The 25373-nt window shown below is 35.2% G+C and carries 24 protein-coding genes; 19 read left to right on the top strand and 5 right to left on the bottom strand.

The genetic code is table 11. From position 1 onward, the window contains the following. The first annotated feature begins 10 nt into the window (after nt 1-10). The 19 genes from ACEN2H_RS01870 (at nt 11) to ACEN2H_RS01780 (ending at nt 17691) form a co-directional block, all read left to right on the top strand. A complete protein-coding gene (locus ACEN2H_RS01870) occupies nt 11-706 on the top strand; it encodes an ABC transporter ATP-binding protein (RefSeq protein ID WP_441729842.1) in 696 nt (231 codons plus the stop codon). Between the two features lie 87 nt (nt 707-793). Next, entirely contained in the window at nt 794-3433 is a 2640-nt protein-coding gene (gene porW / locus ACEN2H_RS01865; protein WP_441729840.1) for a type IX secretion system periplasmic lipoprotein PorW/SprE, read from the top strand. A 2-nt stretch (nt 3434-3435) separates the two neighbouring features. Further along, a complete protein-coding gene (locus ACEN2H_RS01860; RefSeq protein WP_441729838.1) occupies nt 3436-3846 on the top strand; it encodes a bactofilin family protein in 411 nt (136 codons plus the stop codon). After that, on the top strand, nt 3812-4042 hold the full coding sequence (locus ACEN2H_RS01855; protein ID WP_441729837.1) for an AtpZ/AtpI family protein: 231 nt from the start codon (nt 3812-3814) through the stop codon (nt 4040-4042). The genes ACEN2H_RS01860 and ACEN2H_RS01855 overlap by 35 nt, the downstream gene beginning before the upstream one ends. Before the next feature lie 110 nt (nt 4043-4152). Continuing rightward, the gene (locus ACEN2H_RS01850) at nt 4153-4545 is read left to right on the top strand and encodes a hypothetical protein (protein ID WP_441729835.1); all 393 of its coding nucleotides are present in this window, start codon (nt 4153-4155) and stop codon (nt 4543-4545) included. Between the two features lie 119 nt (nt 4546-4664). Beyond that, on the top strand, nt 4665-5822 hold the full coding sequence (atpB, locus tag ACEN2H_RS01845) for a F0F1 ATP synthase subunit A (RefSeq protein ID WP_441730113.1): 1158 nt from the start codon (nt 4665-4667) through the stop codon (nt 5820-5822). 83 nt (nt 5823-5905) lie between these two features. Then, a complete protein-coding gene (gene atpE / locus ACEN2H_RS01840; RefSeq protein ID WP_074720412.1) occupies nt 5906-6097 on the top strand; it encodes an ATP synthase F0 subunit C in 192 nt (63 codons plus the stop codon). Nucleotides 6098-6213: 116 nt separating this feature from the next. Then, the gene (locus tag ACEN2H_RS01835; protein WP_441729833.1) at nt 6214-6714 is read left to right on the top strand and encodes a F0F1 ATP synthase subunit B; all 501 of its coding nucleotides are present in this window, start codon (nt 6214-6216) and stop codon (nt 6712-6714) included. 4 nt (nt 6715-6718) lie between these two features. Continuing rightward, on the top strand, nt 6719-7252 hold the full coding sequence (gene atpH, locus ACEN2H_RS01830; protein WP_441729831.1) for an ATP synthase F1 subunit delta: 534 nt from the start codon (nt 6719-6721) through the stop codon (nt 7250-7252). A 38-nt stretch (nt 7253-7290) separates the two neighbouring features. Continuing rightward, entirely contained in the window at nt 7291-8868 is a 1578-nt protein-coding gene (gene atpA, locus ACEN2H_RS01825; protein ID WP_441729829.1) for a F0F1 ATP synthase subunit alpha, read from the top strand. A 70-nt stretch (nt 8869-8938) separates the two neighbouring features. Then, nucleotides 8939-9799: an ATP synthase F1 subunit gamma gene (atpG, locus tag ACEN2H_RS01820; RefSeq protein WP_441729827.1), complete on the top strand. Its 861-nt coding sequence runs from the start codon at nt 8939-8941 to the stop codon at nt 9797-9799. Between the two features lie 92 nt (nt 9800-9891). Next, nucleotides 9892-10335 (top strand): GNAT family N-acetyltransferase, encoded by a 444-nt coding sequence (locus tag ACEN2H_RS01815; protein WP_441729825.1) that lies wholly within the window; start codon nt 9892-9894, stop codon nt 10333-10335. Nucleotides 10336-10346: 11 nt separating this feature from the next. After that, a complete protein-coding gene (locus tag ACEN2H_RS01810) occupies nt 10347-10805 on the top strand; it encodes a hypothetical protein (protein WP_441729823.1) in 459 nt (152 codons plus the stop codon). A 77-nt stretch (nt 10806-10882) separates the two neighbouring features. Next, nucleotides 10883-12349: a lipopolysaccharide biosynthesis protein gene (locus ACEN2H_RS01805; RefSeq protein WP_441729821.1), complete on the top strand. Its 1467-nt coding sequence runs from the start codon at nt 10883-10885 to the stop codon at nt 12347-12349. 177 nt (nt 12350-12526) lie between these two features. Then, the gene (gene dut / locus ACEN2H_RS01800) at nt 12527-12961 is read left to right on the top strand and encodes a dUTP diphosphatase (RefSeq protein ID WP_441729819.1); all 435 of its coding nucleotides are present in this window, start codon (nt 12527-12529) and stop codon (nt 12959-12961) included. Between the two features lie 199 nt (nt 12962-13160). Next, nucleotides 13161-14177, top strand: coding sequence for a sugar phosphate nucleotidyltransferase (locus ACEN2H_RS01795; RefSeq protein WP_441729817.1), 1017 nt, complete (start codon nt 13161-13163; stop codon nt 14175-14177). A gap of 79 nt (nt 14178-14256) precedes the next feature. Then, nucleotides 14257-15600: a tetratricopeptide repeat protein gene (locus ACEN2H_RS01790; protein WP_441729815.1), complete on the top strand. Its 1344-nt coding sequence runs from the start codon at nt 14257-14259 to the stop codon at nt 15598-15600. A gap of 7 nt (nt 15601-15607) precedes the next feature. Beyond that, entirely contained in the window at nt 15608-16378 is a 771-nt protein-coding gene (locus ACEN2H_RS01785; protein ID WP_441729813.1) for a DUF4292 domain-containing protein, read from the top strand. 23 nt (nt 16379-16401) lie between these two features. Then, nucleotides 16402-17691: a murein hydrolase activator EnvC family protein gene (locus tag ACEN2H_RS01780; RefSeq protein ID WP_441729811.1), complete on the top strand. Its 1290-nt coding sequence runs from the start codon at nt 16402-16404 to the stop codon at nt 17689-17691. A gap of 356 nt (nt 17692-18047) precedes the next feature. Here the strand turns inward: ACEN2H_RS01780 and ACEN2H_RS01775 are convergent, their stop codons facing one another. The 5 genes from ACEN2H_RS01775 to ACEN2H_RS01755 all read right to left on the bottom strand — a co-directional run bounded on the left by ACEN2H_RS01775 (nt 18048) and on the right by ACEN2H_RS01755 (nt 25288). After that, nucleotides 18048-18893 carry a polysaccharide deacetylase family protein gene (locus tag ACEN2H_RS01775; protein ID WP_441729808.1) on the bottom strand — a complete coding sequence of 282 codons (846 nt, stop codon included), beginning with the start codon at nt 18891-18893 and terminating at the stop codon, nt 18048-18050. Between the two features lie 24 nt (nt 18894-18917). Beyond that, nucleotides 18918-19946 carry a hypothetical protein gene (locus tag ACEN2H_RS01770; RefSeq protein WP_441729806.1) on the bottom strand — a complete coding sequence of 343 codons (1029 nt, stop codon included), beginning with the start codon at nt 19944-19946 and terminating at the stop codon, nt 18918-18920. A 186-nt stretch (nt 19947-20132) separates the two neighbouring features. Then, entirely contained in the window at nt 20133-22466 is a 2334-nt protein-coding gene (locus ACEN2H_RS01765) for a glycoside hydrolase family 3 N-terminal domain-containing protein (protein WP_441729804.1), read from the bottom strand. Between the two features lie 261 nt (nt 22467-22727). Then, nucleotides 22728-23828: an acyltransferase family protein gene (locus ACEN2H_RS01760; protein ID WP_441729801.1), complete on the bottom strand. Its 1101-nt coding sequence runs from the start codon at nt 23826-23828 to the stop codon at nt 22728-22730. 89 nt (nt 23829-23917) lie between these two features. Next, nucleotides 23918-25288, bottom strand: coding sequence for a Gfo/Idh/MocA family protein (locus ACEN2H_RS01755; RefSeq protein ID WP_441729799.1), 1371 nt, complete (start codon nt 25286-25288; stop codon nt 23918-23920). Between the last annotated feature and the right edge of the window lie 85 nt (nt 25289-25373).

Raw genomic sequence — 25373 nt, 5'->3', positions numbered from 1 at the left:
TTTTTCAAAAATGATACAAGTAAACAACCTTTCGAAAACATATAACGGTACAACCGTATTAAAAATAGATAATCTAGAAATAAAAAAAGGAGAAAGCTTAGGTTTAGTTGGGAATAATGGAGCAGGAAAAACTACGTTTTTTAGTCTGTTATTAGACCTTATTCAACCTTCAACAGGACACATTATTAACAATGACGTTCAGGTAAACACTAGTGAAGCTTGGAAGCCATTTACAGCTTCTTTTTTAGACGAAAGCTTTTTGATAGGCTATCTCACTCCTGAGGAATATTTTTATTTTATAGGGGATTTGCGCGGTCAGAATAAAGCCGACGTTGATGCTTTATTGTCTAAACATGAAGAGTTTTTTAATGGGGAAATCTTGAATAACAAAAAGTATCTACGTGATTTGTCCAAGGGAAACCAAAAGAAAGTGGGTATCATCGCCACATTAATAGGCAATCCAGAGGTGGTGATTCTAGACGAGCCTTTTGCTAATTTAGATCCCACAACCGTAAACCGATTAAAAAAAGTAATAAAGGAACTTTCAGAAAATCCCGATATAACGATACTGGTTTCCAGCCATGACTTGCAACATACGGTAGATGTTTGTAGCAGAATTGTTGCCTTAAACAAAGGAGAGCTAGTAAAGGATATCCAAACCTCTGAAGAGACACTGAAGGAGTTGGAAACGTTTTTCGCTGTTTAAAGTTTTATATTTCAAAAAGAAACGTATTTTTACCGGTCATTATACTAAAACACATTTTTAAAAGTTTAATGATAAAAACGTTTACCATTGAAAATCAACTCATTTAAATATTCAATTGCAGTAGGATTGTTGTTTTTTTTGGTAGCCTGTTCTACTAAGAAAAGCAGTTTCTTATCAAGGAATTCTCATGCTTTAAGTACCAAATATAATATTTTATATAATGGAGGTATAGGATTAGACAAAGGTGTTGAGAGTATTAAGTCCAGCGAAAACGACAATTTTTGGAAACGTTTGCCTATCGAAAGAATGCAAATAAGTGACGATTTGATCGCAGAAGAAAAGGCTAAAAACAAGGATTTTGAAGTGGCCGAAACTAAGGCTACAAAGGCCATACAAAAACATTCCATGAATATCGATGGCAGGGAAAGAAACTTCCAGATTGATGAAGCCTATTTGCTGCTCGGGAAAGCCCGTTATTTTGACCAAAGATTTATTCCATCATTAGACGCATTCAATTACATATTGTACAAATATCCCAATAGCAGCAAAATTTATGAAGCTAAAATTTGGCGAGAAAAAGCCAATATGCGCTTGGGAAACGATGCTGTGGTAGTTATTAATATGACTAAATTATTGAAGGATCAAAAACTTAAAGAGCAGGTTCTTGCTGACGCAAATGCACTTTTATCAGAAGCTTTTTTAAATCTTGAAGAAAAAGATAGTGCAGTTGCGAAATTAAAATTGGCCGTAAAGTTCACTAAAAAAAACGATCAAAGAGCCAGGTATCGGTTTATATTAGGTCAACTCTACGAAGAATTAGGCAAGAAAGACAGTGCGTTGTATAGTTACGAATCGGTGATAAAGATGAATAGAAAATCCGAAAGGAAATATGTTATTCAATCCCAAGCTAGAAAAGCACAATTATTTGATTATCAAAAAGGAGATACGACCGCTTTCTTGAAAAACTATAGCAAACTAATCGCCGACCGCGAAAACAGACCATTTCTCGACTTGTTGTTCCACCAGAAAGCTATTTTTTATGATAAAAAAGACAATCAGAAACAAGCTTCTAAATTTTATAACGCCTCACTAAAAAAAGCAACTACGGACCAATATTTGGTTGCTTCGAATTACAGGAATTTGGGGAATATGTATTTCAAGGAAGCAAAATACCCAATTGCTGCGAAATACTATGACAGTACTTTAGTAAAGCTTGACCTGAAAACTAGAGAATTCATTCAAATTCAGAAAATCAGGAAAGATTTGGATGAGGTTATTCTATACGAAGCATTAGCGTCAAGAAATGACAGTATCATAAATGTCGTTTCTCTGCCACAATCAGGGAGAATTACGTACTATGAAAACTATATAGAAAAACTAAAGAAGGAAGACGAAGAGAAAAGAATAGTAGAAGAGAAATTAAAAGCGAAACTTGATAATATTGAGAGAAATAGTAAAACGGCAGCTATAGACCCAGCTATTTCTAAGCAAAACCAAGGTATGCCGGCACTTAAATCACCACTATTGCCTCCCTCGATGTCAAACATAAGTCAAAGCGCAAGTGTTTTTTACTTTTATAATCCTACAACTGTAGCGTATGGTAAAATAGAATTCAAAAAAACATGGGGGCAAAGGAGTTTAAAAGGCAATTGGCGCCAGTCGTCAAGTAGCTCATCTGCAATTGCAAACGGGGTTTCAAAGGATACCATTAATTCTACTAATGCATCTCAGGATGAAACTTTGACGGAGTTAGACGCCATAGTAGAAGAGTACACCACGGATTTCTATTTAAACCAACTTCCAACGAGCCAAACAGCAATAGACAGCATTGCTAAGGAACGTAATTCCGCCTATTATCAACTTGGGGTGATTTATAAAGAAAAATTCAAAAAATACGAATTGGCTACGAACAAACTGGAACAATTATTAAAGAATAATCCAGAAGAGAAGTTAATTCTTCCGGCGATGTATAATTTATATAAAATTTATCAAATTACCAATAACGCCAAGGCAGAGGTAATGAAAAACCAGATTAATAGTAAATTCCCAGATTCACGTTATGCACAATTGATAAATAATGCAAGTATTGATGAAGCTTCATTGATTGGTACCCCTGACGGGATTTACAACAAATGGTACAAATTGTTCACAGAAGAAGAGTACATTGCCGTTTTAGAAAAGTTAGACGGCCTTATTAATCAATTTTCTGGTGACGAAATTGTTTCAAAATTTGAATTGTTAAAAGCGAATACCATTGGAAAACTTAAGGGGTTATCGGCCTATAAAGCGGCATTGCAATATGTAGCGGATAATTATTCGAATACTGAAGAAGGTAAAAATGCGCAGGAAATTCTAGCGAATCAAATTCCTTTCTTAGAACAAATTACTTTTAGTGATAAAGATACTGGAAAATGGAAAATTATTTATAAAGTAGCAACAAAAGAGGATAAAAGTACAGTAGCAATTGAAGATAAAATTAAGGAATTCATTTCAGAAATTGATTTTCAAAATTTAAGTTACTCGTTCGATCTTTATACGGGTGAAGAAAATTTCATCATAATCGACGGTTTAAACAGCGAAGCAAATGCTCGACATATAGTTTCTCTGTTGAAAGAAAGGAAGAAGTATCAAATGAGCGAAACTGCGATTGTGATCACCGATGAAAATTATAAAGTAATCCAAATCAACAAAAATCTAAATGCTTATTTAGCATTAAAAACCGAATAAACATGTTTAATAAAAAAGCGAAGCCCTACACTGAACTTTTAGGGAAAACCAATAGAATAGTTGAAGGAACCGTTATCAAGGGAGATATAATCTCTGAAGCTGACTTTAGGCTTGACGGGGAATTAATAGGCAGTTTTCAATCTACGGGAAAATTAGTCATAGGTCCCAGCGGAATTATTATGGGAGATATCATTTGCAATAATGCAGATATAGAAGGTAAAGTTAATGGGAATATTCAAGTTACTGAAATCCTTAACGTGAAATCAAAGGCAAGCATTCACGGTGAGGTGACGGTAGGAAAATTATCCGTAGAGCCAGGTGCTGATTTTAGCGCTTCTTGCATAATGAAAACCAACATAAAAAACCTGATTCTTTCCGATGGACAAGAAACCAAACAAACAAAAACAAGCTAGTAAATGGTTTGCCCTTATTAATATACCAATCCAAATGGGTGTTATTATCTTCTTGTTTTCCTATGCGGGAAACTGGCTTGATGAAAACCATCCAAATCCCAAGGTATATTACAATAAAATCCTTGTAATGATAGGAGTTGGCTTGGCTCTATATAATGTCATACGGCAAGTGAACGAAATCAACAAATCACAATAATTTGTTCTAGAAAAGAATTAAAGCAATCAACTCTTAACATTTTTAGTCCCCGATAGCTTAAATTTAAAAAGAACTTTAAGTCCTAGTCCTTCGTGGCCAAAACCTACCCAATGAATTTAAAAAATTACAAACCAATCTTAAATTTGGTGCTACTGGCAGGAATTGCTTATTTGATTCATAAATTGATTTTTCACTTGTTGAAATTTAATGACACAAGTTTCCTTTATTCAATGGAAACCCTGTATTTGTTGTTTTTAGGAATGTCTATTCTCATCTTTATAGTTGTACTAAAAGTGAAGCAACGAAGTTTCGACAATACAGGAATGTCTTTTCTTTTAGCGACAACTGCTAAAATGGGTTTTTGTTATTTAATTTTAAAGCCTATATTGCAACTCAATACGCATGATAATTCAATAGAGAAAACTAATTTTTTTATGATATTCGCTCTGTTTTTGACAATTGAAACTGTTTTAACAATAAGAATATTGAACAGAAAGCAATAAATCTCAAATGACAATGAAGAATTGGAAAAAATAAGGTTTTTTATTCTTTTGAATATTAATAAAAAATGTACATTTGCACCAAATTTCAGAAACGTAAAAAATTAAGATATTTAATAGTTATGGTGATTTCAAATAGGCCAATTAGATTTATAATAGCAACTTTTGTAGCGTGTCTTCCTTTAATGAGTTTTGCAAATCCAGAAGTGGATTCTGTAAAAGTTAATACTGAAATGGCTCAAGAGGTTACGGAACAAACACATGAAGGAGCTCATGCTGAACCTACAGATGTAAAATCTGAAATTAAAGCATTTATAGGTCATCACGTATTAGATTCTCATAGTTTTACTTTTTTCGCAGATGACGTGGAAGGAGAGCATTACGGTTTTTCTTTACCGGTAATCCTCTGGGATAACGGGATTCAGTTTTTCTCATCTGCTAGATTTGAGCATGGAGAAGCAGTTGCAGAATCAAATGGTAATTTCTATAAAATCAATCATCACGACGGTAAAATTTATAAATTGGATTCTGCGGATGGTAAAATAACAGAAGACGAAGAAACTGGTTTTCCTGCCAATGTTCGTCCAATTGATTTTTCTATTACAAAAACAGTGTTTTCTGTAATGATAGCTTCATTGTTGATGTTTTTGTTATTTACCGGATTGGCAAAATCATATGGTAAAAATGGAGGAATAGCATCAGGTGCTGGTAGAATGTTTGAGCCTTTAGTGTTGTTCATTCGTGATGAAATCGCTATCCCTAATATTGGTGAAAAACATTATAAGAAATACATGAGTTATTTATTGACTGTATTTTTCTTTGTATTGTTCTTAAATATATTTGGTTTGATGCCATTTGGGATAAACGTAACTGGAAATTTGACAATCACCTTCGCGTTAGCAATAATGACGTTTTTAATTACGAATCTTACGGCCAACAAAAATTACTGGAGTCATATTTTCTGGATGCCAGGTGTGCCAAAAGTAATGCGTATCGTACTAGCTCCGATAGAGCTTTTAGGAGCTGTTATTAAGCCATTTTCATTAATGATACGTTTGTATGCAAATATCTTTGCAGGACATATTGTTTTGATGAGTATCATTGGTTTAATGTTTATTTTCAAAAGCTGGATTGGAAGTACTCTATCTTTTGGATTATCGTTTGCGCTTTCTATACTTGAAATACTGGTAGCTTTTTTACAAGCGTATATTTTCACATTGTTATCTGCATTGTACTTCGGTTCAGCTGTAGAAGAACATCATCATGAAGAAGTTCATTAGCTAAATGCCATAAGGTCGAAAGTCTGAAAGTCAAACGCAAGAGGACTTAAAAAAAGAGTGTTTAATTTTTAATTGTATATATTATGGAAGGTTTAAATTACGTAGGAGCAGGTTTAATTGTTATCGGAGCAGGTTTAGGTATTGGTAGAATTGGTGGTTCAGCAATGGACGCTATTGCTCGTCAACCAGAAGCTTCAGGAAAAATCCAGACAGCTATGCTAATTGCTGCTGCATTAATTGAAGGTATTGGTTTTGCAGCGTTGTTCGCAGCTTAATTAAAACTTAAAAACAATAGTTGCAACGGTTGGTTGTAACTGTTGTTTTATTATTAAAACATTACAAATTGCCTCTGAGCAATAAAAAGATAATTGAAAATTTATAATTATATATAATGGATAAGTTAATAAATCAGTTTGAGTTCGGTTTGTTCATTTGGCAAATAGTAATATTTGTTGGATTAATATTATTATTGAAAAAATTTGCTTGGAAACCAATTCTTGATGCAGTTAATGATAGAGAAGAGGGAATTAAAAATGCATTGCTTTCTGCTGAAAATGCTAGAAAAGAAATGCAAAACCTTCAAGCGGACAATCAACGTATATTGCAAGAAGCTAGAATGGAACGTGATAACATGCTAAAAGATGCACGTGAAATTAAAGATAAAATGATTGCAGATTCAAAAACTGAAGCGCAGGCACAAGGTCTTCAAATGATCGAGCAAGCAAAAGCAGCGATTGAAAGCGAAAAAAATGCAGCTATGGCCGAGTTGAAACTACAAGTTTCTACTTTGTCTTTAAGTATTGCAGAAAAATTATTGAAAGACGAATTATCTAATAAAGAAGCTCAGACTAAATTAGTTGAGAAAATGTTAGGTGACGTAAAGCTAAACTAATATTATGGCAGGTACAAGAGCAGCAATTCGTTATGCAAAAGCAATTCTAGAGATCGCAGAATCTAAAGGAGTAGCTGTAGCAGTTAGTGAGGACATGAATTCTATAGCTTCTACGATAAATGGAAATCTAGAATTAAGCACTTTTATTCAAAACCCAACATTAAAAGTTGAAGTTAAAGAAAAAGCCTTATTAGAAGTTTTTGCAAATACCAATAGTGTAACCAAAATGTTATTCCATTTGTTATTTGAAAACAAAAGGTTTGAAATTCTAGAAGCGATTGCATTAGAGTACAATAACTTATTTGATATTATGAATGGTGTTGAAGTAGCGAAAGTTACTACAGCTATTCCAATGGATGCGACATTAGAAGCTAAGGTTTTAGCTAAAATTGCAACATTATCAGATAAAAAAATCACAATAGAAAATAGTGTAGATGCTTCAATTATTGGAGGATTTATATTGAGAATAGGTGACAAGCAATACAATGCTTCAATTGCCAATAGATTACAAGTATTAAAAAGAGAATTAAGTAACTAGTTTTATTGCACATTTAAGTGTTTAAATTATAAATTAAGATGGCGGAAATCAAACCTGCTGAAATTTCAGCAATATTAAGAAAGCAAGTAGAAGGTTTTGAATCTGGCGCTACGCTAGAGGAAGTAGGAACCGTACTTCAAGTTGGAGATGGTATTGCTCGTGTTTACGGGCTTTCTAACGTTCAATATGGTGAGTTAGTAGAATTTGACAATGGGTTAGAAGCTATTGTTTTGAATCTTGAAGAAGACAATGTTGGTGTGGTACTTTTAGGACCATCAACAGGAATCAAAGAGGGATCTACTGCAAAAAGAACACAACGTATCGCTTCTCTTAAAGTTGGAGAACAAATGGTAGGACGTGTAGTTAACACACTTGGCTTTCCAATTGATGGAAAAGGACCAATTGGTGGGGAACTATATGAAATGCCTTTAGAAAGAAAAGCTCCTGGAGTTATCTTCCGTCAACCAGTTACTGAACCATTACAGACAGGAATAAAAGCAGTAGATGCTATGATTCCAGTTGGTCGTGGACAACGTGAGTTGGTTATTGGTGACCGTCAAACAGGTAAATCAACTGTTTGTATTGACACTATCTTAAATCAAAAAGAATTTTACGATGCAGGAAAACCTGTATTTTGTATATATGTTGCAATTGGACAAAAAGCGTCAACTGTAGCAGGAATCGCAAAAATGTTAGAAGAAAAAGGCGCAATGGCATATACCATTATCGTTGCAGCTAATGCTTCTGATCCAGCTCCGATGCAAGTGTATGCTCCTTTCGCAGGTGCTGCAATTGGGGAATATTTTAGAGATTCAGGTCGTCCAGCTTTAATTGTTTATGATGATTTATCTAAGCAAGCTGTTGCTTACCGTGAGGTTTCTCTTTTATTGAGAAGACCACCGGGACGTGAAGCATATCCTGGAGATGTATTTTACTTACACAGCCGTTTATTAGAGCGTGCTTGTAAAGTAATTGCTGATGATGGAATTGCTAAAAATATGAATGATTTACCAGACTCGTTGAAACCTATCGTTAAAGGTGGAGGTTCGTTAACCGCTTTACCTATTATCGAAACACAAGCGGGTGACGTTTCTGCATATATCCCAACAAATGTAATTTCGATTACAGATGGTCAAATTTTCCTTGATGGAGATTTGTTTAACTCAGGAGTTCGCCCGGCGATTAACGTAGGTATCTCGGTATCGCGTGTTGGAGGAAATGCACAAATTAAATCAATGAAAAAAGTAGCAGGTACTCTAAAACTAGATCAAGCACAATTCCGTGAATTGGAAGCGTTTGCTAAATTTGGTTCTGATTTAGATGCAGTTACTTTAAACGTAATTGAAAAAGGAAGAAGAAATGTTGAAATCTTGAAACAAGGTTTGAACGATCCTTTTACAGTTGAAGACCAAGTTGCAATTATCTATGCTGGTTCAAAAAATCTATTGAGAAATGTTCCTGTGAATAAAGTAAAAGAATTTGAGAAAGATTTCTTAGAATTCCTTAATAACAAACACAGAGCAACTTTAGATGCTTTGAAAGCAGGTAAGTTAACAGATGAAATTACTGATGTAATCCAAACTGTTGCAAAAGAAATTTCAGCAAAATATAACTAATATAGTGAATAGTGAAAAGTGAGTAGTTTGACTATTCACTTTTCATGAATCACTCTTTACTATAAATAAAATGGCAAATTTAAAGGAAATCCGTAATAGAATTACTTCCGTTTCATCTACGATGCAAATTACATCAGCGATGAAAATGGTTTCTGCAGCAAAGCTAAAGAAAGCACAAGATGCGATTACAGCAATGCGTCCTTATGCCGAAAAATTGACGGAATTACTACAAAATCTTTCTGCTACACTTGAAGGTGATGCAGGTGGTGAGTTTACAACACAGCGTGAAATAAAAAAAGTTTTAGTGGTTTCCATTACTTCTAATAGAGGTTTATGTGGTGCTTTTAATTCAAATGTAATAAAGGAGTCTAAAAAGCGTTCAGAATTTTACACTGGAGTACAAGTTGATATTTTTGCTATCGGTAAAAAAGGAAACGATGTATTGACAAAAACAAATTCAATCGTTGACAATCAAAGTGATGTTTATGATGATTTGACTTTTGACAATGTTGCTGTAATTGCAGAAACATTAACTCAAAAATTTATTACAGGAGAATACGATAAGATAGAGCTAATTTATAATCAGTTTAAGAATGCTGCGACTCAAATTGTTCAAGTAGAGCAGTTTTTGCCTTTAGCACCTATAAAATCTGATGTACCGGTTTCAACAGGTGATTATATCTTCGAACCTTCAAAAGAGGAAATTGTGTTGACTCTGATTCCAAAATCATTAAAAACACAACTTTACAAAGCGATTCGTGACTCATTTGCTTCTGAACATGGTGCGCGTATGACTGCCATGCACAAAGCGACAGATAATGCTACCGACTTGAGAAATCAATTGAAATTGACATACAATAAAGCACGTCAGGCATCTATTACTAATGAGATCCTTGAGATCGTAGGTGGAGCTGAGGCTTTAAATGGATAAATAAAATTTATTTAAGGAATATATTTAAGAGCCACGGTAGACGTGGCTCTTTTTTTGATTAATTTTGACTTTTAATTTAACTAGATACTGCAATGCAAGTGGATATTAAGGAACTGACTACGATAGAAGAAATGCTAGAGAATATTGAAGTAATGCGTTTTTCATATCCCACATTTACTGTCGAAAAATACGAAGGCTTCCTCAAAGAAATGGTGCCCCATAATTACAAACAGGTCGGGATTTTTGAAAATGGCGAATGCATTGCTGTAACCGGATTCTGGACGGGAGTTAAACTTTGGTGCGGAAAATATATAGAAATCGACAATTTTATTGTTCATCCAGATCATCGTTGTAAAGGATTGGGTAAGATGCTGACGGATTATGTTGATGTCAAAGCCAGAGAGGAAGGCTGCACCATGACAGTACTTGATGCTTATACAGGAAACTATACGGCACACCGTTTTTATTACAATCAAGGCTTTGTTCCTAAAGGCTTTCATTTTTTAAAAATATTGAACGAAGAGGGACTATCTTAAATCACTTTCAAATGAAGTTTTTCAAAAAAACAGTTTTAATAACGCTAAGTGTTTTATGTTTCCCTTTTTGTGGCTCTAATCATCAAAGGGAAATAGACTTTACACAAGAAATAGTGCAGGTTTATTATGATTTTGTGGCTGATGATAATCAGCCTGAAGTTATTAGGCTTAATCTTCACATGGAGTTTAAAGAGCCGCTTTCCGAAGAGCTGCGTTTACAAAAAGTATATTTCAGAAATCAAGAGGCTGTAATTCAAAAGGAATCCAACAAGAAATACGTTGCTCATTTTTCTCAGGCGAAAGTAATACAAGATTTAATTTTAGATAGTGATAGCAAAAATGAATATGGGAACAAAGCCCCGATAATTGTCAAACCAAAATTTAAATTAAAAAAAGACGAAGCCATATTGGAATACAAGAAAAACAACAAAACTATTTTTTTTAAGCTCACGGGGATTACTGAGAAGTAATGAATTGCTCTCCATAAAGGAATAAACCAAAGAATTAGTTATTTTTGATTTTTTAAACAGTAATTAGAGACAATATTTTGGGATTATATAAGAAGCTTTTTAAACAAACGGTCATTTACGGACTCGCCACGGTATTGCCGAGGATGTTCAGCTTTTTGCTAGTGCCGTTATATACTGATTTGCTACCCAAAGAAGAATACGGAAAGCTGTCAGTTATTTTTGCTTTTATGATATTCTTCAATGTTATTCTAGCGTATGGTATGGAAACGGCCTTTTTTAGGTTTTATAGCAAGGAATCTAATAAAGAGTCGGTGGTCGAAACTTCTATGGTTTCTATTTTTTGGACCACAATTTCATTTTTATTCATCGCTCTTTTATCCCGAAACTATTTATCGATGTGGTCAGGAGTAGATGCCCAATACATTGGTTATACGATTTGGATTCTAGCACTGGACGCCTTGGTAATTATCCCTTTTTCAAAATTAAGGGCCTACCAGAAACCCATGGTGTACGCGGTCATTAAAATTGGGAACGTACTTATTAATTTAATTCTTAGCGTTCTTTTTTTACTTTATTTCCCACAACTGATTGAAGCAAGTCCAAATGGTTTATTGAGCTCTCTGTATGTCGAAGATTTCCAAATCGGATATATATTCCTTGCCAATATCGTTGCCAGCTTGTTGACTTTTGTCGCATTATCGCCGGATTATGTGTACTTAAAATGGAAATTTGACTTTGATTTATGGAAACGAATGATGGGTTATGGATTGCCAATACTGGTAGCCGGAATTGCATTCGCTATTAACGAACAGTTTGATAAAATTCTGTTGGTTAAATTACTACCTGCAAGTATCGCCGAGTCTGAAGTGGGGGTTTATTCCGCCTGTTACAAACTAGGTTTGTTCATGGTTTTGTATAGAACCGCATATACCTTGGGGATTGAGCCGTTCTTTTTTAGCCATTCTACTGACAAAAATGCTCCGCAAACCTACGCAACGGTAACTAAGTATTTCGTGATTTTCGGATCTTTCATTTTATTGTCGGTGATTGTTTTTGCTGATTTGTTCAAACTCCTGATGATTCGCGATAGCTCCTACTGGGTAGCTATGAAAGTAGTGCCTCTGATCATTCTGGCCAACTTTTTCCTGGGGATTTACACAAATCTTTCGGTCTGGTATAAACTGATCGATAAAACATATTATGGAGCTTATATTTCTATTGTGGGAGCGATAATAACTTTGGCGCTTAATTTTTTACTGATTCCCACAATGAGTTATTATGGCTCGGCCATTGCGACTATTGCGGCTTACGGTAGCATGATGTTTATTTCGTATTATCTCGGCAATAAATACTACCCCATTCCTTATGACTTGAAGAAAATTGGAGGGTATCTCGCCTTGTCGATATTCTTCTCGGCCGTATCATTTTATGGGTTCAGGGAAAACTATTTTGTTGGAATTTCATTGCTTATAGCATTCCTGTATTTCATTTATTATCACGAAAAAGAAACATTAATAAAAATCATAAAAGGATCAAAAACCTAAAGATAATTAGTAGCCATTCGCGCTGTATGCTGCAAGCATTTTTATAAAATTGTTTTTTCCACGGCCACAAAGGAGCTCCTTTCGGTCGCTCTTTCTGGCCAGGAAAAAATTAATTTTATTTCAAATGGCTTTTCGCTCCCATCACGGCTAAAAAACTCAAAATTAAAATTTAAAAAAATGACAATAAACATCATCAATAAATCACAGCATGCCTTACCAAACTACGAAACAGTAGCTTCTGCAGGAATGGATTTGAGGGCTAATCTAATCGAACCAGTAACATTGGAACCTTTGGGAAGAACGGTCGTTAAAACAGGTCTTTTTATCGAATTGCCAATAGGCTATGAAGCACAGGTACGACCAAGAAGCGGACTGGCTTTCAAAAACGGGATTACCGTCTTGAACAGTCCCGGAACTGTCGATGCCGATTATCGAGGGGAAATTGGGGTAATTTTAGTAAATTTATCCGATAAAGCTTTCGTAATCCAAAACGGAGAACGCATCGCCCAACTCATTATCGCAAAACACGAGCGTGCAGATTGGATTGAAGTAAAAGAATTATCCGAAACTTCAAGAGGAGAAGGCGGGTTCGGAAGTACAGGAGTGAAGTAGTTCTCAGTGTTCAGTATTCAGTAAGCAGTGTTCAGTTTTCAGTCAGAGCGGAATCGAGTTACTATTTGAAATATAGAGAGCTTAGCGATCTTTGCGTAAAACCTTGCGATCTTTGTGGTTAAAAAAATAAAACAATAATAAACTCAGCGATATTTGCGAAAATTCTTTGTGAAGTTTGCGTTTAAATAAAAGACAAAAAATGAAAATTATAGTTCCAATGGCCGGTCGTGGTTCACGTCTTCGCCCACATTCGTTAACAGTTCCCAAGCCATTAATTCCTGTTGCGGGAAAACCTATAGTCCACCGATTAGTAGAAGATATTGCTAAAATATTAAAAGAACCTATCGAAGAGATCGCCTTTATTCTGGGTGACGAAGCTTTTTTTGGAGATGACGTGGTAAAAAGTTTAGAGGAACTAGCTGAAGGTTTAGGGGCAAAAGCTTCTATTTACCGTCAGGATTTACCTTTAGGAACTGGGCATGCAATTATGTGTGCCAAAGATTCTTTGTCGGGACCTGCAGTAATTGCTTATGCAGACACGCTTATCAGAGCTGATTTTGATTTAGATCCCGCTGCAGATGCTGTAATATGGGTAAAACAAGTGGAAAAGCCGGAAGCTTTTGGAGTGGTTAAGATGAATGAAAATAATGAAATTACAGAATTGGTAGAAAAACCGGCCGAATTTGTGAGTGATCTAGCTGTTATCGGGATATATTACTTCAAAGAAGTGGGCGATTTGAGAAAAGAATTGCAAACTGTTTTGGACAACAACATTCAAAACGGAGGCGAATACCAGATTAATGACGGAATCAAAGCGATGATGGCTAATGGTAAAGTTTTTAAAACAGGAAGTGTCGATGAATGGATGGATTGCGGAAACAAAAATGTAACTGTCGAGACGAACTCAAGGATGCTTGGGTTTCTTCACAAAGACGGTGTTGATTTAGTTCACAGAACTGTAAGATTAGAAAACTCAACGATTATTCCACCTTGCTTCATTGGAGAAGATGTTTCTTTGACAAACACAACTGTTGGGCCTAACGTGTCTCTGGGAAAAGGATGTCATGTATTAGGGGGTAGCATTAAAAACAGTTTGATTCAATCGCATGCACACATATCCAATGCTAATCTGGACAATGCGATGATAGGAAATCATGTTGTTTTTAAAGGTGACTTTACGAGTGTGAGCATAGGAGATTATTCAGTATTAGAGTAAGTTGGTCGACACAAAAAGTTAAAAATTTATTCAACTGTAACAAGTTTTAATTTGTTGCGTTTCTATGATAAAGGCCTCAATGAAAAAATCGAGTTTATTGATTCTATTTTTTGTTTTGCTAAGCAATTCAGCATTGCTATTGGCACAAACGGAACCGGAAGATATTAAGCTAGAGGTAAATAAATTTCAAGATTACTTTTTTGAGGCACTTAAGCAAAAAGGCATTGAGAACTACGACAAAGCGATTGTTTCCTTAGAACAATGTTTGAAAATTGAACCTGAAAATGGAACAATTCATTTCGAATTAGGGAAAAACTACCTGGCATTAAAAGACTATAAAAATGCCTACACCTCATTTGAACATGCAACACAGATTGATCCTACTAACAAATGGTTTTGGGTTGGTATGTATGATGTGAATTATGCAACTAAGGATTTCAATAATGCGATATATGTTATCAATAAATTAATAGGCTTTGATGCGAAATTTAAAGAAGACTTGACCTCTCTATACATGAGTACAAATCAATATGATAAAGCCTTGGTTGTAATCAATGAGCTGGACGAAACTTCTGGAAAATCCGACAGGAGGGAAGCCTATAAAGCGCAGATATTCTCTCAAGGAAAATACCAGAATGCAGAAATAGCAAATTTATTGGCACAAATTCAGGCTAAGCCTGGAGAGGAGTCCAACTATCTTTCGCTAATTTTTTTGTACTCTAAGAACAACGAAACAGACAAAGTGCTCGAAACAGCAAAGAAACTGGAATTAGCAATCCCGACGTCCGAATGGGCTCAGGTTAGTTTGTTTAAAACCCATTTGGATAACAATGACGGCGAAAAGGCCGTTAAAGCAATGAATATTGCTTTGGCCAGTGCCAAAATAGACTCCAAAATAAAGCACCGGATTCTGAATGAGTTTCTGATCTTTGTAAATACAAATCCACAGTTTGAGCCTGATTTGGAAAAAGCCATCGCTTATTTTGATAATGACCCAGATATAAATGTGGCAAAAGAAATAGGAAAGTTTTATCAGACCAAGAAACAATGGGTTTCAGCGGTAAGTTATTACGAGTTGGCAAATAAAAAAGGCTCAGAGGTAGATATCGAAACTAATTTACTTTTGCTTCAAGCATACACCGAAACCAAGCAGTTTGAAAAACTAACCAAAAACGCTGTAGAAATGATTGATATTTTCCCCGCACAACCTCAGTTTTACTATTATGCGGGCTTGGGGTGCAATCAATTGACACAATTTAAAAAAGCAAAAGATATATTGGAGACGGGATTGGATTATTTGGTAGACGACCCTACACTGGAAATTAATTTCAATATTCAATTGGGCGAAGCCTATAGCGGCTTGGGAGACTCGAAGAAAAAAGAATTCTATTTCTCAAAAGCCAATCAATTATTAAAAAAATAAAATTTAAATGAACAAATTTTTAGCAATATTAGTGGTAGTTTTTATGGTCTCTTGTAAGTCGAAAGCCGTCGTGGCTTCGGCGACAACACCAGTCATTTACATGAAAGCAAAAAACATAATAGCGAGCCATTACGACAATAAGAGTGATTTTTCTACATTATATATAAAGGCAGGCGTAAAATATTCTGATGAGAGACAATCTCAAAATGTAACTGCAGAAATAAGAATAAAGAAAGACGAGCAAATATTGGTGAGTATACGCTTTCTTGGAATTACAATGGCCAAAGCATCGATAACACCAACTTCGGTGAGCTACTATGAAAAAATCAAAGGAACCTACTTTGAAGGTGATTTTAGCGCATTGAGTCAGTGGCTGGGTACTGATTTGGATTTTTATAAAATCCAGAATATGCTTTTGGGTGAAGCTTTGGATGATTTGAAAAAAGGAAAATACACCGAGTCATTAGTGGATCAATTGTACCGTCTTGATGATAAGGAAAATGATAATACAAAAAAGACGTTTTATATAAATGCAAGTGACTTCAGCATCAATAGGCAAGAAATCACACAAACTGCAGAAGAAAGAATGATTCAGGTGGCCTATACGTATATTAAAGAATATAAAGAAGCTATTTTACCGGCAACTGTTGTTATTCATACATACCAAAAGAATGGGAAATCTGTAATTAATTTGGAATATGATACCATAACATTTAATGAAGAACTTTCTTTTCCATATAGTGTTCCAAATAGTTACAATAGGATTATAATTAAGTAAATTTGCACAAATATATTTTTAAGATGCCAAAATTTCTCGTAAGCTTACTATTCATATGCATGACTTCTGTTCTCTGGAGTCAGTCTTCTCAGCAAGAAAAATTAGAACAACGTAAAGCCGAAATCCAAAAGGAAATCAGGGATAACGAGAAGTTATTGCAGTCCGTTAAGTCTAAGGAAAAGTCGGCGATGAATGTATTTATGATTCAAAAGAACAAGATAAGGCTGAAGGAAGTCTTGATTAACACTACAGAAAAGCAAGCTAAATATTTAGCAAATGACATGTATATTAATCAGATGAAAATCAATAAGCTTAATAAAGAATTGTTAGTTCTTAAAGAAGATTATGCAAAGATGATTGTGAAATCTTACAAAAGCCGTTCAGAACAAAGCCGTGCGATGTTTATATTATCATCGGACAATTTTTTACAGGCCTATAAAAGAGCGCAATACTTAAAGCAATACACTAGTTTCAGAAAAAATCAGGGAGAGGAAATAAAATCAAAATCCGTTGAACTGGTTAATTACAACAACAAATTAAACGCCCAAAAAATTGCCAAACAAAAATTAATTGCCGAAAATGAAAAAGAAAAAGTTGGCTTGGTAAAAGAAAAGCAAGAACAGGAAAAGCTGGTAAATTCTATTAAAAAAGACAAAAACAGAATTGTATCTGATATCAGAAAAAAACAACGGGAGTCAAAAACAATTGACAAACAAATTGATCGCTTGATTCGTGAAGCCATTGCTGAAGCAAATAGAAAAGCGGCACTGGAGAAAGCCAAAGCTAGAGCCTTGGCAAAAAACGCTAATGCAAGCCCTAAGGAGGTTGCTGCTGCAGTTGCCAAAGAGCCTGTATCGTCATCAAGAATTGAACTTACTCCTGAGGCAAAATTAATAGCGGATAATTTCAGAGCCAACAGAGGTAGTTTACCGTGGCCCGTTGAAAAAGGATTTATTTCATTAGGATATGGAGATCAAGCGCACCCTATCTATAATACTTTGGTGATTCATAATAGTGGAGTAGAAATCACAACTAATGAAGGTGCTTCGGCAAGAGCGGTATTTGGAGGAGAAGTGGCTAGTGTTATGGTTTTATCCCCAGTTAATAAAGCGGTTATGATTCAGCATGGAGATTATTTTACAATTTATCAAAACTTAAGTTCTGTATCTGTCACTAAAGGAGATAAGATTAGCATAAAGCAAGTTTTGGGAAGGGTAAGAACCAACGGTGATACCGGTAAAACAGTAATCAAATTTTTACTGTTACAAAATACCACCTACACAAACCCGCAAGGTTGGCTTAGCAGTAAGTAAACGCTAAGCGTATCAAGAATAAAAAAGCAGCTGAGTTTCATAGAAACTGAGCTGCTTTTTTTCTGTAGCTACTTTCTGCAGGCTTTAAAAGTCTAACGCTATAACTTGCTTGTAATATGTGATTGATTAGTGGGAACGGAGTGGAAAAGCACATATGAAGTTCTATTGTAAGGCAGTTAGCCGTAATCATTTTTCTATAATAACTTTCGTCATTTCGAGCGTTTCAAAACTTTTCGTTTTGAAATGTTTCGAGAAGTCACTGCTCAAAAAAAAATTCAAAATCGAAGTTTTTATTAATTATAGCCTACGATTTTTTAAATAAGGAATAACTATCAAGTTCCTGAAATTCACATTCTCTATTTATCAAAAGACGATTCCATAGAACGAATCATTCCTTCGGTTGACCAAGTACCAGAGACTATTATTCGTCTAATCGTGTAAAGTGGGTCGATAGAATCTCGCTTGGTGGACAGAATAAATGCCATTTGGTAGCCGCTTTCTTTTACTTTAGGAATGGCTTCTTTATTCCATAAACCAAAAGGGTAGGCAAAGTAAGCTACTGGTTTTCCCGTAATGTCTTCTAATTTTTTCTTAGGTTTTATTAGCTGTGTATTCCAGTCATCCCCAGTATATTTCGTCACCATATGATGATCCCAAGTATGCGCTGCGATAACATGTCCAGAATCTGATAAGTTTTTAATCTGATCACTAGTCAAATAATTAGGTCTGTTGATCGAAACCGTCATTACAAAGAAAACTCCTTTGAAACCGTATTTATTCATTTCGGTAGCTCCAATGCTAAATTGTTCACCTCTGGTATCGTCAAAAGTAATCATGATCGGTTTTTCAGGTAGGGGGGCATCATGCACGAGATAATCGTACAGTTGATTTGGTAAAATACTATGATAACCGGCATCAGCCAAGGCTTTCATTTGTTCTGCAAAAGCAGCTGGTTTTACGGTATAGACTTTGGTCATTGGACCGGCATTGGCATCAAAATTCTTAATGTTATGATAGCATAAGATAGGCACCTCTTTTTTTGACAAAATAGCTTCTGTGCTATTGTCTTTTTTTACTGGTAGGCTGATAATAGGTTTTTCGACTACAGCTTGCACTTGCACTTTCGTTTCTGGTTCTTTGGTTTTAGAGTTACAGCCAACCATAAAAAGTCCAATATAAAATAAAAAGGATATGTTTTTCATAATATAAAAGCGTGTTATAGTGAATTATTGGTACTGAATATAAACTGGTTTTGGAGTGAATTTCAATAGCTCTGTTGGAGTGTAAATTTGCGAATTGTTCCAATTATCATTTTTGTAAAATAATTTAAATCCGGTAAATTGAACGGGTTCTCTGTAGATATACCTTAGGTAACTAGAGCGTTTAAGAACTCTGCTACCAAAACCGTCCATATCCATTACCACTTGCACTTCAGGAACTGTTTTTATTCTTTTATAGTCGGTTACCATTCCTTGGGTGAAACGGTGTACGACAAGGACTTTAGGCGTCAGTTTATTTTCACGAACAACCTTTGCTAGAATATCGATGGCGTCATTAATATCATCGGCAGTAAAAGACCCTATTTTTGTACCCGGTACCTCTCCGTTTTTTAAAGAAAATTCAGGGTCAATACCTAAATGAACATTGGGTAGTGCTAAATAGGACTCTAGCTCTGTAACTTCTGCTTTAATAGTACTGTGTCCAACTTGAATATCTAGAAACACCAATGCGTCTATAGGTTTTGCCCAACTTAAAATAGTGTCTATTTGTTTGAAAGGCATGCGCATACGATACATATTAGCTGATCCGGGCGATCCCTGAGCCGTAACGGCTATATAATGAAGTGCTGGAATTGCTTTTACCGTAGAATCGGCAGCATTCCATTTAGCCACTTCTCCTTGTAATTTTTCAATCATTTGATTTCTTGGAATTTCTCCAAGTATTCCCATTCTAGTGGAATATAGATTTCCGTAAAAAGCAATGATTCTGTTGTAAGGCAATATTGCTCCCGGCAAAGGATAGGGCGCTTTCACCGGCCACCTTCCAGTAGTGTCATTATTGCTAATAGCAATCATTCTTTTGTTATAGTCTACAGTATCTATTGTAGGGGCCATTTTTTTCTTTACAGAATCTATTTTTACTTCTACTTTTTTCTCGGTTACTTTTACTACGTCGGCAGTAGACTTACCTTGATTACAACTTGAAAAGACAATTAAAATAGATAGAGTAAGTAAGGTGATAACGGAGTTTTTCATAAAATGAATCTAAAGATAAAGATCAAAGGTAACTTTTTAATTAACGAAAATCCTAATAAAATAGTATCATGAGATGGTTATATATTTTCCATTTTATAAAAATTCATAACTATTTAAAAACCCTAATTTTATGTGTAAAAAAAGACCTTCTGGTGGAAGGTCTTTTCATATAAAACAGATATAGTTTTACTTTTTATTTATCTCATACTTTGAAGTTCTAGAATCTTTTATTTTACCATTCCAGTTTAATCCGAAACCAAAATCATAGCTATTCCCATTATTATCTTGATAAGGAATCATATCGTGAGGGACGTCTTCCATTTGTTTTTCAACAGTAGACATGTTTATGGGCATTTGCAAAGGCAACAAAGCGGACGGCTCAGTTTTTCCAGAAATGATATCCATTAAAGCTTCTACTTGCACTCCAAAATCACCTACTATCGCATCGATCTCTTTCTCGAATTCACCAAAAACCATTGGATTAGATATGGTTACAGATACGATTACTGGTTTTCCATTCATGGCTTTTTTAGTTTCAAGAATTGTATTTAAATCTGGATAAGAATTTGATTTAGAGGTTTTGTTTAAATAGGATCTATTTGTAATTGTGGAATCAATAACGGGATCTCCTGCTGCTATACTTTGTTTTCTAGCATCATGGGCAGTATAATCACTTAATTGCAAACTTTTAGGAACATAGCCGTTGCCACCCGCTTCTCTATCTGCTTTGCTATAACCGCCGCTTATTGGGCTTTTGATAAACACAATAGCAAAATCAGCATTTTTAGGATTGTCTGTTATTGTGTAATATTTTTTAATCAATTCTAAATTGACTGGATATTCAATTTTTTCAGGCACTGGCTGACCAAAGAAATTTATAGCTGCTGGAGTAATTCTTTTTGGGACATAGACGGTCTTTCCTTTTGCAATAGGCAACGTTTTATTTTGATTTTTGATAAGAACAATAGACTTTAATTGGGTGTCATACCCCGCTTTCATAAATTCAGGTTTGCCCACAATTGCCTTGGTTTCAATAGGGTCTAAATACGGGTTTTCAAATAATCCAACTCTAAAAATGTTCAGAAGTAAACGAACAGCCGATTGTTCAAAGTGATTTCTCATATACGAGGCTCCATGTTCTTTTATTCCCATTTGATAGGCTTCAAGAACTGGATTGATGTCATTATTACCGCCAAATTGATCTACACCAGCCATTAAAACTTTATAATGTCTTTCTGCAACACTCAGCTTTTCAACGCCCCATGATTTGCCAGCAAAAACATCTGGTGTAGGACCTTCATCGGCTGTTATTAACCAATCTGTGCATACAACTCCATCATACGCATATTTGTCTCGTAATAAATCAGTAATAATATATTTGCTAAAACCGTTTCCCACATTTTCTCCATATTTTTTATCCTGATCAAAAGATATGGTGTAATATGGCATAACTGCCGAAGCTTTTTTTGTTTCTCCGTTCAATTTGAAGGCGCCTTCTATAAAGGTTTTTAAATGCGTTTGAAAATTATTCCCTGGATAGACTGCAAATTTACCATATGCAAAATGAGCATCACGGCCTCCTTCTTCTGGACCTCCACTTGGCCAATGTTTCACCATCGCGTTTACACTTTGATTTCCCCATCCTTGATACGCTTTAAGTGATTTTGAAGACGTTTGAAACCCATCAACATAGGCTCTTGCCATATCAGTGGCTAATTTTGGGTCTTCGCCAAAAGTGCCTATAAAGCGATTCCATCTTGGTTCTGTTGCAAGATCTATTTGCGGCGATAGGGCGGTAGTAATTCCTAGAGCTCTGTATTCTTTAGCGGCAATGGATCCAAATAATTCTGTCAGCGAAGGATCAAAGGTTGCAGCAAGTCCTAACTCCTCAGGCCATTGGGAAATAGAACCACCTGAACCGGCATTGTATTCCGAGTCTTTATTAGCTCCATTTCTGGGGTCAGAACTATTATTTGACGGAATACCTACACCAATACCCTCCACCAATGCTTGAATATTATTGTTCCACTCTGCTGAGACTTCGGGACTTTGAATAGACGTTATTAATACATGACGCAAATTATCTTTAGTTAAAAAAGTAATTTGTTGATCTGACAAGTCGGACGGTTTTGCATTGCTTTTAGAAAAAGGATTGCCATTATAGCTGCCTGCAAACCTGCCTTCTTCTTGAGCAGGAACGGCTTGGTGTCTACTATATAACATCAGTCCGGCTATTTGCTCTGTAGTCATTTTTGAAGCAAGGTCTTTGGCTCGTTCCGCCACAGGTTTTCTCCAATCTTCATAAGTATCAAGGATTCCATTTTTATTCAAATCTTTAAATGCTAAACCATCTTCTTGAATTATTTTTACACCAGATTTGGGAGAATACCCTAGAGCTAGCCCTCCTTCATTTTGAACAATAGAATAAGAATTTTTAGGCGTTTCTGACCATTTTTTTTGCGCATAATTTTGAAGTCCAATGATGGAAATAATGGCAGTTAGTACTATACTTTTTTTCATAACTTGGTTTTTATTTTTGGTCAGTAATTTTATTTTGTATTTGAAAGATCTGTGGTTTTGCCTTCATCATTTTATTAAAAGCATTTCAAATATAAGAAATAGAGTGTGATCTTCATAAAATGGAATAAAACAGCTTTATTAGGAGAGATTAAAATGGTTTATAAAAGGCTCTCATGTTTGGAAATTTTTTTATTGAATCCCTAAATAAATAATCAGTTTGCGTTCATTTATTTAGTTTCTAAACCGGTTTTTGTAATCGGCCTATATTTTGATGTAAATTTTATTTTTATTTAAAAAATAGCCAACGATCCAACAAGATAGCATTATAGAAAGTGCAAATCCTAAAGAGCCTAAATAGCCTCCAAGATGAGATACGAATATGTTTTCAGCGATCCAATCGTAAGCAGAATCCCCTTTAATTTTAAATTGGTAAAGAGTAATTACGAGTAGTTCTGAAAGCAGATAAATAAACAACGGATTTTTGCCCAGTATTTCAAAAAAGTAAGTCCATTTAATTTTTTTCGCAATATCTAAAACATAAACTAGTACCGATAAAATTATAATGTCAAGACCAATGGTGAGTAATGCAAAAGAGCTTGTCCAAAGTTTTTTATTAAATGGAAAAATGGTATCCCAAGCTAATGCGGTCAGGATAAGTAGAGCTCCAAGAATTGTCATTCGGACAATGGTTTTATTATTTTGCCCGCTTTTTTGTAGAAATTTACCCGCTATATAACCCGCAATTATATTTACTATAGCTGGTAGTGTGCTCAATAAACCTTCAGGGTCAAAGGCGATGCCGTCCCCATGATACATATGGCTTTCGCCAATTAACCAAGTATCTAGTTTTAAGACTGCATTCCCCGCTAGGCTGAGGTCTCCAAAAGAATGAAGTAGTAATTGATAGGAAAGAAGCGCGATCGCACTAAAAATAAGAGCTCCTTTAGTTTTCCAAAATCGCAGAATAAGAGCAGCAAAGAAATAACACAAAGCAATTCTTTGTAGTACGCCAAAAATTCGTGTATCACTCAAGGGTTTGAGGCCTCCATTTTCAAAAAAGGGGAACCAATACATCAAGTAGCCTAAGAAAAATATGATTACAGTACGCTTTAATACTTTTTTAAAAAAAGTGTTATTGGACAAAGCTTCATACTTAGGCATGCTAAAACTCATCGAATTACCTACTATGAATAAGAATGTAGGAAAAACTAAGTCAGTTAATGTGAACCCATGCCATTTGGCGTGTAACAATGGAGCAAAAGTAGTGGCTTGTTTTCCGGGAGAATTAACAATTATCATTAGGGCTATATCTAATCCTCTAAAGACATCTAATGATAAATAGCGTTTTTTAAGTTGCTCCATAGTAGTGTTATTGATGAAAAGCGATGCAATGACTCCTTTTCAAGTATAGAAATTAATAAAATATTTTTATGGGGAGAGGTTTTGACTTCCTACAATACCACATTTTTAGTTTTTTCTTCTAAACGGCTTTTTTCAGCTGTAAATCCAATAATATGACTTTCAACAGATACGTCAATTGATGAAGAAAGCAAAGCAGAGTTTTGTTGAGATACTGCTTGGATCCAATCGGACACTAAATTCCAATCACCACCACCATGCGCATCACTAGTTAGCTCCCATTCTATCTTTTCTCCAGTTAGAAAATTAGTATAAGTAAATTGAGACATGTCTCCCACGATATCTCCTTGACTTCCCATGATACGGGTACGTCGCCCTTCATAGGAAGTAAAAGCTTCCATACTGAATGCCGCAGTAACACCATTAGAAAACTGAAGATTGGTAGTATAATGATCCGGTTGGTCATTATCCATTTGATAAACACAACGGCCGTAGTCAGTTGTTTTTAGACGATCTAGAATGGCATCACCTTGTTTTTCTACCTCATCTGGTAAATCAAATACATGAGTTCGTTGCCTGTCACGATAGTAAATTTTTAAAGCGCTGTAAGCACAATTTTTTTCAACGGCGCAGCCATCAATGCAGCGAGGAGTTGCCCCTGCAGGCATATTTTCTTTTTTAAACCATTTTAAATCACCAAAAGCAGATATTTTTTCACAAGATTCTCCAACCATCCAGCGCAAAATATCAAGGTCATGGCAGGATTTGGCAAGAATTATGGGGGTAGTTTCTTTGCTGTTATGCCAGTTTCCACGAACATAACTATGGGACATATGGATGTGCTGAATGGGTTCAAAATGTTGAATACTAATAAGTTCGCCTATAGTACCATTTTGGATGAGTTCTCGTAATTTTATAAAATAAGGAGAATACCTCAAGACATGACAAACAGCCACAACTCGCTTTGTTTTTTTTGCTAAAGCTAATATATCTCGGCATTCTTTTTCAGTGGGCGCGATTGGTTTTTCAAGCAAGATATCATATCCCATGGCGAGTGCTTTCATGCAAGGCCCATAATGTAAATTGTCTGGTGTAGAAATTATGATGGCATCAGCAAATTTGGGACGTTCAAAAACGTCTTCCCAAGTATGAAAACTATTTTCGGCAGTTATATTGTGTTTTTGGCAATAGCGCTCGTTTCTAATAGCAATAGGTTCAGCAACTCCTATAATGTTCAAATGATCAGGGTATTGAACAGCATAGCCGCCATAGACATTCCCGCGATTTCCAGCACCTAAAGTAATTGCTGTAACGGCCTTGTCTGGAGCTGGATATTTTATTGGATCTGGTATATACAAACGAATGTTCGGTGTTGTAAATCCATGTAAAGGTAAAGTCAATAATCCTCCAGTAACAAGCCCTAAGGTTCTAAGTAAATCTCTTCTCGAAAGTTCTTTTCCCATATTAAATAACTATTAGATTCAATTATTTTTAGTTTTATTCAATATTGAAAATACGCTTAAGTGTATCTTCAGTTTGCTTTTTTCT

This window comes from Flavobacterium sp. W22_SRS_FP1, assembly GCF_052113685.1.
GTDB lineage: Bacteria > Bacteroidota > Bacteroidia > Flavobacteriales > Flavobacteriaceae > Flavobacterium.
This window is presented reverse-complemented; position numbering and strand designations above follow the sequence as displayed.

Excerpts from the sequence above, each read along its gene's own strand:
- atpG (WP_441729827.1), top strand. The coding sequence starts at position 8,939 with ATGGCAAATTTAAAGGAAATCCGTAATAGAATTACTTCCGTTTCATCT.
- atpH (WP_441729831.1), top strand. The coding sequence starts at position 6,719 with ATGGCAGGTACAAGAGCAGCAATTCGTTATGCAAAAGCAATTCTAGAG.
- ACEN2H_RS01755 (WP_441729799.1), bottom strand. The coding sequence starts at position 25,288 with ATGGGAAAAGAACTTTCGAGAAGAGATTTACTTAGAACCTTAGGGCTT.
- ACEN2H_RS01785 (WP_441729813.1), top strand. The coding sequence starts at position 15,608 with ATGAACAAATTTTTAGCAATATTAGTGGTAGTTTTTATGGTCTCTTGT.
- ACEN2H_RS01855 (WP_441729837.1), top strand. The coding sequence starts at position 3,812 with ATGGACAAGAAACCAAACAAACAAAAACAAGCTAGTAAATGGTTTGCC.
- ACEN2H_RS01870 (WP_441729842.1), top strand. The coding sequence starts at position 11 with ATGATACAAGTAAACAACCTTTCGAAAACATATAACGGTACAACCGTA.
- ACEN2H_RS01815 (WP_441729825.1), top strand. The coding sequence starts at position 9,892 with ATGCAAGTGGATATTAAGGAACTGACTACGATAGAAGAAATGCTAGAG.
- atpE (WP_074720412.1), top strand. The coding sequence starts at position 5,906 with ATGGAAGGTTTAAATTACGTAGGAGCAGGTTTAATTGTTATCGGAGCA.
- atpB (WP_441730113.1), top strand. The coding sequence starts at position 4,665 with ATGGTGATTTCAAATAGGCCAATTAGATTTATAATAGCAACTTTTGTA.
- ACEN2H_RS01775 (WP_441729808.1), bottom strand. The coding sequence starts at position 18,893 with ATGAAAAACATATCCTTTTTATTTTATATTGGACTTTTTATGGTTGGC.
- ACEN2H_RS01810 (WP_441729823.1), top strand. The coding sequence starts at position 10,347 with ATGAAGTTTTTCAAAAAAACAGTTTTAATAACGCTAAGTGTTTTATGT.
- ACEN2H_RS01835 (WP_441729833.1), top strand. The coding sequence starts at position 6,214 with ATGGATAAGTTAATAAATCAGTTTGAGTTCGGTTTGTTCATTTGGCAA.
- ACEN2H_RS01790 (WP_441729815.1), top strand. The coding sequence starts at position 14,257 with ATGAAAAAATCGAGTTTATTGATTCTATTTTTTGTTTTGCTAAGCAAT.
- ACEN2H_RS01765 (WP_441729804.1), bottom strand. The coding sequence starts at position 22,466 with ATGAAAAAAAGTATAGTACTAACTGCCATTATTTCCATCATTGGACTT.
- ACEN2H_RS01780 (WP_441729811.1), top strand. The coding sequence starts at position 16,402 with ATGCCAAAATTTCTCGTAAGCTTACTATTCATATGCATGACTTCTGTT.
- ACEN2H_RS01795 (WP_441729817.1), top strand. The coding sequence starts at position 13,161 with ATGAAAATTATAGTTCCAATGGCCGGTCGTGGTTCACGTCTTCGCCCA.
- ACEN2H_RS01760 (WP_441729801.1), bottom strand. The coding sequence starts at position 23,828 with ATGGAGCAACTTAAAAAACGCTATTTATCATTAGATGTCTTTAGAGGA.
- dut (WP_441729819.1), top strand. The coding sequence starts at position 12,527 with ATGACAATAAACATCATCAATAAATCACAGCATGCCTTACCAAACTAC.
- ACEN2H_RS01860 (WP_441729838.1), top strand. The coding sequence starts at position 3,436 with ATGTTTAATAAAAAAGCGAAGCCCTACACTGAACTTTTAGGGAAAACC.
- ACEN2H_RS01770 (WP_441729806.1), bottom strand. The coding sequence starts at position 19,946 with ATGAAAAACTCCGTTATCACCTTACTTACTCTATCTATTTTAATTGTC.
- ACEN2H_RS01850 (WP_441729835.1), top strand. The coding sequence starts at position 4,153 with ATGAATTTAAAAAATTACAAACCAATCTTAAATTTGGTGCTACTGGCA.
- atpA (WP_441729829.1), top strand. The coding sequence starts at position 7,291 with ATGGCGGAAATCAAACCTGCTGAAATTTCAGCAATATTAAGAAAGCAA.